Source organism: Halanaerobium salsuginis, from assembly GCF_900114545.1.
GTDB classification, from domain to species: domain Bacteria; phylum Bacillota; class Halanaerobiia; order Halanaerobiales; family Halanaerobiaceae; genus Halanaerobium; species Halanaerobium salsuginis.
Genome location: NZ_FOTI01000001.1, coordinates 97,624 through 111,805, shown reverse-complemented (window position 1 = coordinate 111,805; position 14,182 = coordinate 97,624). Strand labels below are relative to the sequence as shown.

The window sequence follows — 14,182 nt, the reverse complement described above, 5'->3', positions numbered from 1 at the left end:
TTTAATCAACCCCCAGAAAAGTTGCCAGATTATACTGACCTGGTTGATTTTTATTTAGCCAGTTCATATCTAATTCAACCTTATATAAACCCGCAATAATTGCTGACTGATCACTAATTTTAATTTTAGACTGCTCAGTAAGTTGAAAATCATCAATTAATTCATATTTACTATATAATTCAGTTAAATCAGATTTGATATCAAGAGTTTCTCCGACTAAATCAGAACTTCCCATTTCTTTTAAATCATTATCAATAAATTCTGCAATATTTTGCTGATAACTTCCGGCAGCTAGCTTATTTGCCAGATGTTTTTTTACTAAAAGCCTAAATACTGCTGGATCAGATAAATAATCCATTATACTGGCAGAAAAATTAACTATGCAGTCAGAATTATTAACACTAGTCTCACTTCTAAATCCAGCCAGCATAGCACCAGTAAAAGCAGTTATTAAAACTACAACTATAATTAAAGCCAGCAAAACTTCTAGCAAAGTAAAACCCCTGTTTTGAGTAATTTTTAACATAACCTTCTTCCCCCTTAAAAAGGTTAATTATTATACCATTTAACTAAATTATCTTGAGCTGTCCCACCTCCCTTAAGTTCCTCTTCTTCTTCAGGAGTAAAAAGATCAGCAAAGGGAAAACTATCTAAATTGCTGGGCTCATATTTTAAAGTGGTTCCTCCCGAAATATTAAAGCTATTTGCCATTACAGTTCCCTCTACATATGCACCACCCGAAATATCTACTTTAGAATCTAGAGCATAAATTATTCTAGTATCAACTGAAGTTCCTCCAGAAATATTAATTGCTGAACCTCGACTAATAATATTCCCCATAACACCACTACCACCACCAATATTTAAGTCAGCTTTTTCAATAAATATATTCCCATAATAATGAGTAGATCCGCCAAGATTAACAGCCTGATCACCAGCATAGTATAACATTACATCATCAATTTGATTTGGCTCTGTTGAATTATTACTTGACAGATAATTGATATCACTGCTGCCAGTCATTGTAAACTCATCACCAACATATAAAATCAGCCGCCCATTTTCTCCTTTGTTTGTCAAAACAATATGACCCTGATTTAGATTAAGGTTGTTTACTCTAATTATTCGTGTACTGTTGTTTAAATCAATGGTTAAAGTTCGATCAGAAGTTACAGAAATATTATTATATTGACCATCTTCCGCAATAGTATAAACACCAGATTCTGTCCATGGAGTTGTAAAATCACTCCGCAGAGATAAATCATCTGGGAAATCAGGAAATTCAGGATCTGGATAATCCTGATGCTCTAAATTATTAATAGAACCACTAACATTTCTAACCATTCGCTCCCAGGCAGCAGAGTCTGCAGGTTTATCATTGGTAGTATTATATTTTGCTACATATTTTTGCTCATTATACCAGACCTCATCTCCAGTATTATAAGTCTGATTTTTAAACCAGGGCCAGGCGTCTCCCGCCGGGATTTGACGTGACCAGGAACTATCTGCATCTGGAGCTGAAGTAGTATAATATTTAGCCTTATAATAAAAGCCATTATACCAGATAATTCCATCTGAAGGACGATAGGCTCCGTGCGCAGCTGACCAGACCTGATCACCAGGCTTTTTAGCCACTTTAACATCAGCTTCTGTAACTGCTTCTTCACTATAATCAAGGTCTAAATTACCATCTATTTGAGCAGCTGGATCTACACTAACTTCATTATAGGCAGTAGCATTTGTCTTAATGTCACCGTCTATTTTGGCACTACCAGACATGGCAATAACAGGTTCCGAACCTCCACCACTACTAGAAGCAGCAAATAAAGCATTATTAAAAGGGCCGCCTTCATTAGAAGATGTTAAGTCAAAGGTTAAGCCAATTTTTTTATCTAAACCTGAATAACTGCCTAAAATATCAACTGAAACCTGATCATCTTCGATCGAATAATCAGGATTAGTAATCTGATAAAAGCCCTCATAATCAGCCAGCTGTCTTTTTTTACCCTTGATAAAATCAGTATCATCACTAGTTAAATCTTCATAATCTTCTAAAAATATTTTTTTGCCTGATTTCCTAAATAAAAAAATAAGTCTTTCTGCACCAGCATCTGCCAGATAAAAAGCTTTTTGCTGACTGATCATCTCATCTTTAAAATGTAAATCAAATAAATCAGATTTGAGGAGAGCAAAAACTAAAGTAGCAACTACAATTAAAATTATTAATAAAAATATTAAAGCTATACCCTGTTTATTCTTAATATAATTCATTCTATACTCTCCTTTCTAGTTGTAGTTTCGCGAAACTACAAATTCTCGCTGCTGTTCTGTTTTACCTTCAACATTAGTTTCTAAATAAATCAAAAATCTATTTTTAGTCGTCAATTGTCTAATATAGAAGCCACTTACATTCTGCAAAATAATTTGCTGAGGCTGACTATTAATCTGAAGATATAAAGTATCATTAATTAAATTAAGTCGATATTTATTTTCATCAACAGCTGAGCTATAACCAGAAAACGTCCAGTTATTTCTCCCTTGTCCAAATTGATTAGTCGAATCAGCAATTGCTGTTCTAAGATAAGCAGCCAATTTTTGCTGAGCAAGAGCTAATAATTGATCCTGGCTCATTTCAGTACTACTGCTATCTAAAATATCAAAACTTGAGATTAAAATTGGCGTAACAATCAAAGAAATTAATAAAAAAATAATTAAAGTCAGAATTATCTCCAGTAAAGTAAAACCTGAGCCATTAAAATGCTTTATTAATTTAATCATGATAGACCAACTGCCAATAAAGTTTTTAAGCTCTCCTGATAACTATGTCTATCCTGCCAGTTAACCTGAATAGTAAGGTTTAACAAATCATGCCAATCACCGAAAGTATTGTATTTAATCTGAACTTGCTGATCATTGCCAATTAAATTAAAATCGCTTGTATAGTTACTTAATAACTCATTAGTTAAATTAAAACTAGCTGAATCATAACTAAGATTTTCACCTTTTATAATTTGAGTTAACAGATTCTGACCAGATTCGTTTTTACTGTGCAGCAGCTCAGCTAGATCAGCTGCCAGATTAATCGCCTGTTTACGATTAGCTGATTGAGCCTGAGTATGCACACCTGTAATCAAGGCTGCCGCAAAAGCAGTAATTAACAGCACTATTAAAAACAAGGTTATAACTGTTTCAATAAGTGTTATCCCTGCCTGTTCTCTAAATATATTCATTAAATACCTCCCTGGCTAAATAAACAAATTCAAATAAAAATGAAAGAAGATATCTTCCCAGAACCAGAGTAAAAGTGAGGCTGCAGCTAAGAAAGGTCCAAAAGGTAATTTGCTTTTTAATTGTAATTTACCCTTGAAAATTCCTGGTAAAGCAAATAAAAGTGCCAGCACAGCTGCTAAAAAAATTGCTGTAACGGCAATTACAGGGCCAGCAAAACTACCTACCATAGCCATCATCTTAATATCACCACCACCAATACCACCTTTACTTAAGTAAGCCAGAATTAATAGAAATCCTCCCCCTGCTAAAAGACCCAAAATTGCCTGTCCCATAGCTAAATCACTTCTAAAAAAAGCTAAAAAAAGTCCTACTATTAAGCCGCCCAGAGTTAATTTATCGGGCAGAATCTGTTTTTGATAATCAATCACTGTTAGAGCAATTAATAAGGAAGAAAAAATTAAACCAGCTAACAGCACAGTTAAATTTTCCAGATATAAATAGTTAAGCACAAAAATTAAAGCAGTTGTTAACTCAATCAGTGGATAAGTTACTGCTATTTTACTAGCACAGGCACGACACTTCCCCTGTAAAAAAAGATAGCTTACTACTGGTATTAATTCTAGTGCTCCCAGCTGATGGCCACATTCTGGACAATGTGAGGCAGGAAAAACAATTGATTCGCCCCGGGGAAGTCGATAAATTACCACATTTAAGAAACTGCCGATTAAAAGTCCTAAAATAAAGATAAAAATAAGCATCTGATCGCCATCCAATCTTCTTAGTTTTATTAATCTAGACTGAGATGTCCTGTTAAATCAGTCTCCAGACCACTCTGGTTGGAAATCCCAATAAACAAATCATCAGTTAACTTAACTGAAAAAACATAGTCACTACCATTACTAGCATAATAATAATCAGTTGCTAAATTAGCAGTACCAACTTCTCCTACAATACTTTTTAGAGCATTAAATTCAGCTTGATAATTATTAATAAAAGCTGCTGTATCAGCTGCAGCAGGATAATTGTCATGCTTAAATTTATAAACACTAATTTCTGTTTGTAAAGTTCTTACATTAAAAGTAAGGGCTTCTTCTCTTGCTTTTTCTGTAATCCCACTTAAATTGGGGATTGCAATTGAAGCTAAAATTCCTAAAATAACAATTACTATCAAAAGTTCAATCAGGGTAAACCCCTGCTCAGTCAATTTAAATGACCGTTGTCTCTCCATAACTAAGCCTCCATTTTTTTAGCAATCAGGTTAGTCTAACTGCTTTAAATTAATTCTAATGCCAATTCCCAATAAAATCCAAAATATCGGTGCTGCCGAAACTACGCTATCATTAAAAAAACCAGCCATTAAATAGGCTGCAATTGCTAGCATAACTGCCAGACCAGTTTTCTGCTCCCAGCAATTAAAACTAGCTTTAAAATATAAATTTATACTCTGAGCTAAATAACTCAGCCATAGGACTAATAGTGCTAATAAAGATAAAACTCCTGTATTAATTGCAATTTGCAAATAAAGATTATGTGGTTTATCAACTAAAATAGCTGGATCATTAAAATATTTTAGTTTACCTACTACATCCTGTTGGGGAAAGTACATTGCAAAACTATCTGCACCATGTCCAATAAAAAATGTCTTTTTTAATAAAGGGATTGTTCGAGACCAAATATAAAGCCGGGAAGAACCAAGCCGCTCATAGCCGCTAAATCCCCAATGCTCAACTTTAGTCAAAGGAAATAAATGTCCCTGAATACCTTTAAGATAAAGTTTAGAATCCTGGTAAACAAACACTGCTTTTTTACTACCATAATTCCACTTCAGAGTAGATTTATAATTAGCTAAAAATTGATGTTTGCTCAAATTAAATTGCAAAAAGTCATATTCAACGCCAGAACTATTTCTCTTTACTATTGTTAATGCTGAATCTGGCTGTAGTAATTTAAATTGAGAATCTTGCAAAATAAATTTAAATTTAGCTTCAGTAGTAAACAGTGTTAAAATATGCTTTTTCGAATTAAAATCAACCTGAGTAATGGGAGGTAAAATCAAAGCTTCTTTAGCTAATTCTGATTCAGAAAGTGGAAATAAAATATCACTAAAAATGCTATCTACACTCCTTGCTCCCATTATAGCAAAGATTAGGCAAAATAAAAATAAAATTACAATTAATCGGCAATAATTTTTTTTAAGCTGCCGGCCTAAAATTATAATTAAAAGCACCATAACTGCCAAAAAAGATAAAAATCCTGCCCGGGAACGAGAACCTACTAAAAAACTATAATACAATAAAGTTAAAAATCCCCAAACCCATAATTCTCTTTTTCTTTTAGCCAGCATAAAAAAGGTTAAAGCTAGTGCCAGCACCATAACCGCATAACTGCCAACATAATTAGGATTGTAAAGAGTACTATAAATAACTTTTTTCCCGATAAAACTAAGTTGATTAGTAAAAAATTCTAATCCGGATGGGGTAACTAGATGTTTACCAAAACTAGTTGTTAATAAATCAAGATTATAAAACTGAAAAATCCCCTGTATGGAAAGTAAGGCAGAGGCAACTAAAAGCCCCTTTAGCAAAAAGAATACTGATTCTTTTTCTGCTACTAAATTAAGACTAACTACAGTCAGCACTAGATAAGCCAACAACACATAGCTATTTTCAAAACGATCTGGAAAACCTTTAATTACAATTTCACTGTATTCAGTAAAAACTGCTGCCAGTAAAATAAATATGGCATAAATAATCATCGGAAAATAATACTTAGTTATAAGCAAATCTTCGGTTCGTAAATACAGTAAAAAAATAACTAAAATCAGGGCTGAGATAGTTAATAAAAAAATCATTTTATAATAAGAATAAAAATCAAGATAAATAAAACTACCCCACAACTTTGCTGCAGATGAATCAAAAATAATCAGTTTCAAATGCATAATAACAGGCAGCAAAGTAATAACTAAAGTTAAAAAGAAGAGATTGATCTTTTTTAAATCAGTTTAATTTAGCTGCAAAGTCAATCCCTCCTTAAATTTAATTTAATTTATTCACCACTGGTAGTGATTCCACTATCAGTTATTGTAACGCTCCAATTATCAATACTCGCTTTAATACTATAGTCAGCATCAGCATTTTCCGGAGTAGTTAAAGTCACATTTTGATCATTCAAAGAAGTGACGGCACTACTATCAAAAGTATCCCCACCAGCATTAGTAAATGAAATATCTAAACCATCAGTTGTAGATACTGTTATAGTTGAATTAGGGTGCTGAGCCTTAAAAGCTTCAATCTCTGTCATTAGAGTCCGCATATTAGCCTGAACAGCTGCTTTGTCTGCTGTGTCAGTTAAACCAGCCAGGTTAGGTACAGCAATTGCTGCCAGGATACCTAAAATAACAATTACAATTAATAATTCGATTAATGTAAAACCTTCATTTCTTTTAAATACTTTTCTGATATTTTTCATTTTTTTCCTCCTTAAGTTTTTGGCCTGATAAATTATTTAAGCTAATTGCTAACTCTACTCTAAGAAATATTTATCAAAGCCAGGTGAAAATATTTTTGAGCTGTTAAAGACAGCTCTTTTGTTTAAAATTGTACTAAAACAAATAAAATTCTCCCCTACAAGGTGCTGACCACCTCCTCAAAATAAATTTAAAATAAAAAAACCGACCAAAATTAATTCTGGTCGGTTGTACCAATGGCTCCTGTCGGTACAAAGGGTACCCAGTAAAAACAACCGACAATCTCAGCCTCCAATTTCTAAATATATATTATTTATCATATTTTATCATAAGATTAAAACTTTTACCATCATTAATTTAAAATTATTTTAAATTTAGTTAATTAAATACTCTGATAAACAGCAAATAAAGGTAAAATAGTTGCGGCAACTATTCCTCCTACAATCACTGCTAAAATAATAATCATTGCTGGTTCAATTAAAGAAATACTACCTTCAATTGCATTAGCAACCTCTAAATCATAGTAATCAGAAACCTTGTTAAGCATATCTTCAATATTACCACTTTCTTCCCCTACTTTTAGCATCTGAACTACCATAGGAGGAAATTCGCCACTTTTCTGAATTGGTTCAGATAAAGTTGTCCCTTCTCTAATTCTTAATCTAGTTTCCAATAAAACATCTGCAAAAACTTCATTACCTACTACCTCTTCTACCACTGGTAAAGCATTTACAATATTAACCCCACTCTGCAGCAGCAGAGATAGAGTGCTGGCAAAACGTGACACTGCTACTTTACGAATTAAATCACCTAGAACAGGTATTTTAAGCAAAACTTGATCACGAAAATGTTTCCCAACTGGTGATTTGAAATAATTCCTGATTAAAATTCCGGCCCCAATCACTGTTAATAAAATAAGCCACCAATAGCCAGCAATAAAATTACTGACTGCCATCAAAATTTTAGTTGGCAGTGGAATTTCACCCCCAAAACTGAGCAGCATATTTAAGATATTTGGTAAAACAAAGCCCATCAAGATAAAAACTGCTGCAATTGCTACAATTACAATTACAACTGGATAATAAAGAGCTGACTTAACTTCTTTATTAATCCGATCTCGATTACGATAATATTCGACTAACTCAGCCAATACACTATCGAGAACACCACCAGTTTCACCTGCCTTAATCAACTGCACAAATAAAGTGGGAAAATAACGGGGAAATTTCTGTAATGTGTTAGAAAGAGTTGCTCCTGCTTCAATATCTGTCAGTACTTCAGTTAACATCTGCTGTTCATGCTTAACATTTGACTGTTTTTTAATAATATTAATTGATCTAACCAGAGGAATTCCTGCTGCAATCAAGACTGACAGCCGCTGGGCAAAATTAGCTAATTCAGCAATTTTATAGCCTTTAGCAAATAATGATAATTCAGCTAAATCAAAATTGAGTAGACTGGTTTTTCCAGCTGCACTAGCTGCTGCCTGATCTTGAGCTTCAATTTTAATTGCATAAAGATTTTTATCACGCAACTGACCAGCTACTTCTTCTCTACTACCTGCCTCTATCATCCCTTCTAAAATTTGGCCTGCACTGCCCCGGGCCTTATAAAAAAAAGTGGTTGCCATACTGCACCTCCCTAGCGCAATTTATCCTGAACATATTTAACATCATTACAATGATGAAGAACCTCTTTTTTACTAACCTGGCCAGCATTATAAAGATTAAGCAGATAGCTATCCATAGTAATCATATTATAACGGCCACCAGTCTGAATTGCTGAATAAATTTGATTTGTCTTACCTTCCCGGATGATATTTCTAATTGCTGAAGTTGCAATCATTATTTCAAAGGCGGCAATACGACCGCTATTATCAGCTTTAGAAATTAACTGCTGTGCAATAATTGCACTGAGTACGGAAGCAAGTTGAATCTTAATCTGTTCCTGCTGACCAGCAGGAAAAGCATCAATAATCCTGTCTATAGTTGCTGGTGCACTATTAGTATGCAGAGTTGCCAGTACTAAGTGACCTGTTTCAGCTGCTTCCAGAGCTATTTTAATTGTTTCTAAATCACGCATTTCACCTACTAAAATAACATCAGGATCCTGCCTTAAGCAGGCCCGTAAGCCACGCTTAAAGTTACTGGTATCACTGCCAATTTCTCGCTGATGAACTAGACTTTTATTATGCTTATGCAGATACTCAATTGGATCTTCTAAAGTCAAAATATGCGATTTTTTATGCTGATTAATTTCATTAATAATTGCAGCCTGTGTAGTTGACTTCCCACTACCTGTTGGTCCTGTACTTAAAATTAACCCCATTCTTTGCATAGCAAGACTTTTTAAAACATCTGGCAGTCCCATCTGCTCGATAGTTGGCACCTGATTCGGAATTATCCGGAGGGCAATCCCGACACTTCCTCGCTGATGATAGGCATTAACCCGGAAACGGGAAATTCCTGGCAGACGATAAGAAAAATCAATCTCTCCCAGCTCATTAAACTCTTTATACTGCCTTTCAGTCATCATTTCCCGGGCCAGACGTTCTGTATCTTCCGGTGTTAACTTCTCCTTATATTTAAGATAAGGCTGTAAATCTCCATTAACCCGGATATAAGGAGGAGAAAATACAGTTAAATGTAGATCAGAAATCTGATCATCATTTGAAACTATTTTTAGTAATTCAGCAAAATCCAAATTTATCACTCCTAACCTGACAGTTTTTAAAAAATTATTCTCTGCAATTCTGCCAGATCAGTTTCTCCACTGGCAACTTTTTTTAAGCCATCTTCTTTTAAAGATAACATACCCTGCTGGCGTGCATAGGCTTCGATTTGTTCTTTGCTTTGATTATTAACAATCATTTCTTTAATCTTATTATCTAGTACAAATATTTCCTGAATAGCAATTCGCCCCTGATAACCAGTATTATTACAATCAGGACAGCCAACTGCAAAATAAGCTGCTTGAAGATCTTTAGCTCCAGAATAATAATTATCTTCTGGTGATAGGTCTCGTTTCTCTTTACAGTGAGGACATAATTTACGCAATAAACGTTGAGCAACAACACCATTAATCGCGGCTGCTACTAGATAAGGAGCCAGACCCATATCAATTAATCTAGTTAGCGAAGAAACTGCATCATTAGTATGCAGAGTACTAAAAACTAAATGACCTGTTAAGGCTGCCCGCACAGCTATTTCGGCTGTTTCTTCATCTCGCATTTCTCCTACCATAATAATATCTGGATCCTGACGCAGAATAGAACGTAATGTCCGCGCAAAAGTTAAGCCTGCTTTTGGCTGAGCCTGAACCTGATAAACTCCATCTAATTGATACTCAACTGGATCTTCAATTGTAATCAAATTAACTTCTGCTCGATTAAGTTTATTTAAAGCAGCAAAAAGAGTTGTTGTTTTACCACTGCCAGTCGGTCCAGTTAATAAAACAATTCCATTACTTTTTTTAATTAAATTCTCAAATTTAGTTTCATTTTCAGCTGACAGACCAAGATTGTTTAATTCCAATAGATTGGTATCTTGAGTTAAGAGTCTAATTACGACCTTTTCTCCCCTAATAGTCGGTAGAGTTGATACTCTAAGATCAAGTTTTTCTCCCTGAAAAACCATCTTGATCCTACCATCCTGAGGTACTCTACTTTCTGTAATATCAAGATCAGCTATTATTTTTATCCGCGAAACTAGTGCCCGGTGGGAGTTTTTAGGTGCACGCATTTCTGTCTGCAGAACACCATCAATTCGATAACGAATTCTAATTGAATTTTCTTCTGGTTCTATATGAATATCACTGGCCTTTTTATGGTAAGCATTGCTGATTATATAGTTAGCAAGCTTAATAATTGGCGCTTCATCGAGCATTTCTCGTAATTCTTCTTCCTGAAGCTCAGCTTCACTTTTTTGATTATCAGCATTAAGCTCAAGTTCATTTAACTTTAAATCGTCAAAAATATCAGCTACATCCAGATTATCACTACCATACAAATTATCAAGTGCTTTTCTAATCTTAGTTGGTGCTCCATAGAGGGGCTTAATTTGATAATTGGTCAGCATTTCTAGATCATCAATTGCAACAATATCAGTCGGATCAGCCATAACAACTTTTAACTGGCCATCTTCATTTTTTTCAAGTGGAAAGGCTAAATAACGGCGAGCAATATTTTCAGGAATTGTATCTGATAAGCTGGGATCATAAAAATATTTATCTAAATCAGCATGGGGAATTCCCCGTTGAAACTCTAAAACTTCAATTAAATCTCTTTCTTTAACATAGCCAAGTTCAACCAGTATCTCTCCTAACTTTTTACTGCTCTTTTGGCTGACATTTAAAGCATCTGTAAGCTGTTTTTTAGTAATATATTGATGATCAACCAGTAATTCCCCTAATCTTTTACGCTTTTTTGGAGCCAAAAAATCACCACCTTTAACAAATCTTTATTTAATAATTATTTATCTATAATTTTATAAAAGAAAAATTGCCATAATTATATCACTGGCAATTTGACCTGAGGCAGAAATAACAATCATAGAATTACTTCCTTAGACTTATCTCTTTGCGTAATAATTTTTCAATTATTTTGCTTTTTATAAAATATTATCTTTTTAATTAAAATTGTTGATTAAAACCCAGAATAGCCTGAGTTATAAAATCTAATCCAATTATACCTTAATTTATTTTTAATGTACAGTGAAAAATTTAATAATCAAAAAATTAATGTCAGGCAAATAAATTGAGCAGCTAAATAACAATATTTTTACTGCTGATTAATCTCTGCAACTGCTTTTTGACCAAGCTTAAGCCAATTACTACGATCAGGCATTTTCTTAGTCCAGAGTTTAAAAGAAGCTTCTGCTTGATAGATAAGAGTCGGTAAACCATTACCAATTTGTGCTCCTTTGGCCTGAGCTGCTTTGAGAAGCTCAGTTGGTAAAGGATTATAGATTAAATCAAGTACCAGCTGCTGATCATGAAAATATTCAGGGTTAATAACTAGCTTGGTTTCAGCCTGAGCATGATACATTCCTACTGGAGTTGTATTAATAATTAAATCTGCATCTTTTATGTAAGCCGCATATTTTTCTTCTTCTAATTCGCAGAATTCAAATTCAACAGCTGGAGCTTTTTCCTGAAAAATAGTTATTACTTCTTCTGCATGAGCTAATGTACGATTAACTACAGTTATTTTAGCCAGATCAAGTTGAATTAGAGCAGCAATAACTGCCCGGGCTGAACCGCCAGCTCCCAACACAACAGCCTGCTTATCTTTTACTATAAAGCCAGTCTCTTCTACCTGACGCTGAAAACCAATCACATCTGTATTATAACCAGTTAAACGGCCTCTTCTATTTAAAACAGTATTAACAGCTCCTGCATCCCGTGCTAAAGAAGAAAGTCCACTTAAATAAGGGATAATAGTCTCTTTATGTGGAATAGTAACATTCCAGCCTAAGAAACCAATATTTTTTAAAGATTGCACATACTCACCTAAATCCTGCTCGCCAGTTTCCAGCATTAAATAAAGTGCATTAAGTTTTAAATCATGAAAGGCCTGGTTATGCAGGACAGGAGAAATTGAATGCCCCAGTGTTTTTCCTAATAAACCATATAGTTTTGTTTCAGTGTCAGGTACAAAAATACTCATCTTTATTTACCTCCAGTAAATTACAAAATAATAAAAACTAAAACACGCCGGTAAAACCAGCGTGTATATTTATGTAAAATTTATCTTTAAATAATTGAATCTCCTTTTAAAAGACAGTCTGCAGTCTTTCGCCCAGTGATTCAAAATCTAAAATAATAATTTTACGTTTTTTAATTGTCATTAAACCTTCATCAATAAAACGATTAATCAATTTAGTTACTGTCACTCGGGAGGAGCCAATTAAATTCGCAATTTCCTGATGAGTTAAAACCAAATCAATTACAGTTCCATCCTCTATTTTTCTTCCAAAATCTTCAGCTAACCTGGATAATAAGCTAGCCAGTCGTCCTGCCGCATCCTGAAAAACCAACTCGCGAACTTGACTGGTTAAAAGTCTGGTTTTTTTAGCTAGAGCTTCAATAATTTTAATTGCTAGACTCGGCTTCTGGATAATCATCTTTTCTAATTCATGCCAGGGAATAACTAACAATCTTGCTGTTTCCATAACTTCAGCAGTTAAAGGATGAGGATCTTCATCAAATAAAGAAAGCTCACCAAAAATATCTCCTTCCTGCAAAATAGTTAAGACTTTTTCTTTTCCTTCTGCCGAAAGCATAGATAATTTAACTTTACCTTTAACAAGTAAATAAAGTTTTTTTACACTGTCATTTTCAAAAAATATAACTTCTTCTTTTTCATATATCCTGGCATAAGAGTTCTGACAAAACATTTCTAATTCTTCGTGATCCAGGTTCTGGAATACAGTTAAGTCTTTTAAACATTGTTTGGTTTCTTCCATATTCAACCTACCTCTCTTACTTTATAGTATTCTCCCTCCGAGTTAAAAATCCTTGTTATTCAATTAATTTCCTGACTGCATTTTTCACAATAGCCATAAAACCGCAGTTTATGTTCTGTTATTTTAAAATTATATTTTTCTTCTAACTCACTCTCAAAATAATCTATATCTTGATCGTTAAATTCAATCAATTTACCGCAATTTTTGCAGATCAAATGGTGATGGTGAGATTCTTTAAGATATAACTCATATTTCCGGGAATCATCATTAAATTCCAGTACATTAAGAATATCAAGCTTACTCATTAATTCTAAAGTTCTATAAATAGTTGCCATACCGATCTCTTTTTCTTTTTTTCTAACTTCAGAAAATAATTCCTCTGCAGTAAAGTGCCACTGCTTATTTTCCAGAATAGTTTCTAGAATTATTTCTCGCTGTCTAGTTAGTTTATAGTTGTTCTCAGCCAATCTCAACTTAAATTTTTCTCTTAAGTTTTCCATTAACAACACCTCTTTATTGAAGACTAATCTTATTTTATCATAGATTTTCAAAAAAATTAATAATTTTTTCGAATTATTGTTTTTAAATACCATATTTTACTTCGAAAAATAACTTTTTACTATTGACTAAGAGTATGAATAAATGTATAATGTAATAAATAAGAATATTTTGTCGAAATTTGTTAAGAAAGGAGAATTAACATGAAATCTACTGGTATTGTCCGCAAAATTGACGATTTGGGTAGAATGGTAATTCCTATTGAATTGAGGAAAACTATGAATATTAATAAAAAAGACCCCATGGAAATATTTGTTGATGAGGAAAAAATAATTTTAAAAAAATATGAACCAGCCTGCATTTTCTGCGGTAGTGCAGATGACACTATTGAATATAAAGGTAGAACTATCTGTGGTGAATGCATGGGAAATATGCAGGAACTACAACAGGATAAAAAATAATACATTTATTCTAAAAAATGGATATTAATTGACTAAAAAAATAGCACCTTATTGGTGCTATT

At 33.5% G+C, this 14,182-nt stretch carries 15 protein-coding genes and 1 riboswitch; of the genes, 1 reads left to right on the top strand and 14 read right to left on the bottom strand.

Annotated elements, in window-relative coordinates; all coding sequences use genetic code 11:
• Position 1 precedes the first annotated feature (1 nt).
• The 14 genes from BMZ74_RS00570 to BMZ74_RS00505 all read right to left on the bottom strand — a co-directional run bounded on the left by BMZ74_RS00570 (position 2) and on the right by BMZ74_RS00505 (position 13,661).
• Positions 2 to 526: a PulJ/GspJ family protein gene (locus BMZ74_RS00570; protein ID WP_089858040.1), complete on the bottom strand. Its 525-nt coding sequence runs from the start codon at positions 524 to 526 to the stop codon at positions 2 to 4.
• A 23-nt stretch (positions 527 to 549) separates the two neighbouring features.
• A complete protein-coding gene (locus tag BMZ74_RS00565; protein WP_089858037.1) occupies positions 550 to 2,271 on the bottom strand; it encodes a hypothetical protein in 1,722 nt (573 codons plus the stop codon).
• 15 nt (positions 2,272 to 2,286) lie between these two features.
• Positions 2,287 to 2,778, bottom strand: a complete 492-nt coding sequence (locus BMZ74_RS00560) for a prepilin-type N-terminal cleavage/methylation domain-containing protein (RefSeq protein WP_089858033.1) — start codon at positions 2,776 to 2,778, stop codon at positions 2,287 to 2,289.
• Entirely contained in the window at positions 2,775 to 3,230 is a 456-nt protein-coding gene (locus BMZ74_RS00555) for a PilV family protein (RefSeq protein ID WP_089858030.1), read from the bottom strand. The genes BMZ74_RS00560 and BMZ74_RS00555 overlap by 4 nt, the downstream gene beginning before the upstream one ends.
• A 15-nt stretch (positions 3,231 to 3,245) precedes the next feature.
• The gene (locus BMZ74_RS00550) at positions 3,246 to 3,989 is read right to left on the bottom strand and encodes a prepilin peptidase (protein ID WP_089858026.1); all 744 of its coding nucleotides are present in this window, start codon (positions 3,987 to 3,989) and stop codon (positions 3,246 to 3,248) included.
• Between the two features lie 29 nt (positions 3,990 to 4,018).
• Positions 4,019 to 4,459 carry a type II secretion system protein gene (locus BMZ74_RS00545; protein ID WP_089858023.1) on the bottom strand — a complete coding sequence of 147 codons (441 nt, stop codon included), beginning with the start codon at positions 4,457 to 4,459 and terminating at the stop codon, positions 4,019 to 4,021.
• A 30-nt stretch (positions 4,460 to 4,489) separates the two neighbouring features.
• Positions 4,490 to 6,169: an O-antigen ligase family protein gene (locus BMZ74_RS00540; protein ID WP_089858020.1), complete on the bottom strand. Its 1,680-nt coding sequence runs from the start codon at positions 6,167 to 6,169 to the stop codon at positions 4,490 to 4,492.
• A 107-nt stretch (positions 6,170 to 6,276) separates the two neighbouring features.
• Entirely contained in the window at positions 6,277 to 6,699 is a 423-nt protein-coding gene (locus BMZ74_RS14730) for a competence type IV pilus major pilin ComGC (RefSeq protein WP_089858017.1), read from the bottom strand.
• A 380-nt stretch (positions 6,700 to 7,079) separates the two neighbouring features.
• Positions 7,080 to 8,327: a type II secretion system F family protein gene (locus tag BMZ74_RS00530; protein WP_089858014.1), complete on the bottom strand. Its 1,248-nt coding sequence runs from the start codon at positions 8,325 to 8,327 to the stop codon at positions 7,080 to 7,082.
• An 11-nt stretch (positions 8,328 to 8,338) separates the two neighbouring features.
• Positions 8,339 to 9,400 (bottom strand): type IV pilus twitching motility protein PilT, encoded by a 1,062-nt coding sequence (locus BMZ74_RS00525; RefSeq protein ID WP_089858011.1) that lies wholly within the window; start codon positions 9,398 to 9,400, stop codon positions 8,339 to 8,341.
• 26 nt (positions 9,401 to 9,426) lie between these two features.
• Positions 9,427 to 11,130: a GspE/PulE family protein gene (locus BMZ74_RS00520; RefSeq protein WP_089858008.1), complete on the bottom strand. Its 1,704-nt coding sequence runs from the start codon at positions 11,128 to 11,130 to the stop codon at positions 9,427 to 9,429.
• A 96-nt stretch (positions 11,131 to 11,226) separates the two neighbouring features.
• A riboswitch (cyclic di-GMP riboswitch) is annotated at positions 11,227 to 11,312 on the bottom strand.
• A 162-nt stretch (positions 11,313 to 11,474) separates the two neighbouring features.
• Positions 11,475 to 12,362 (bottom strand): shikimate dehydrogenase, encoded by an 888-nt coding sequence (aroE, locus tag BMZ74_RS00515; RefSeq protein ID WP_089858004.1) that lies wholly within the window; start codon positions 12,360 to 12,362, stop codon positions 11,475 to 11,477.
• Positions 12,363 to 12,468: 106 nt separating this feature from the next.
• Positions 12,469 to 13,161 (bottom strand): Crp/Fnr family transcriptional regulator, encoded by a 693-nt coding sequence (locus tag BMZ74_RS00510; protein WP_089858001.1) that lies wholly within the window; start codon positions 13,159 to 13,161, stop codon positions 12,469 to 12,471.
• Positions 13,162 to 13,220: 59 nt separating this feature from the next.
• Positions 13,221 to 13,661 carry a Fur family transcriptional regulator gene (locus tag BMZ74_RS00505; RefSeq protein WP_089857998.1) on the bottom strand — a complete coding sequence of 147 codons (441 nt, stop codon included), beginning with the start codon at positions 13,659 to 13,661 and terminating at the stop codon, positions 13,221 to 13,223.
• Positions 13,662 to 13,862: 201 nt separating this feature from the next.
• Between BMZ74_RS00505 and BMZ74_RS00500 the strand changes: the two genes are divergently transcribed.
• Positions 13,863 to 14,120: an AbrB/MazE/SpoVT family DNA-binding domain-containing protein gene (locus BMZ74_RS00500; RefSeq protein ID WP_089857994.1), complete on the top strand. Its 258-nt coding sequence runs from the start codon at positions 13,863 to 13,865 to the stop codon at positions 14,118 to 14,120.
• Positions 14,121 to 14,182 lie beyond the last annotated feature (62 nt).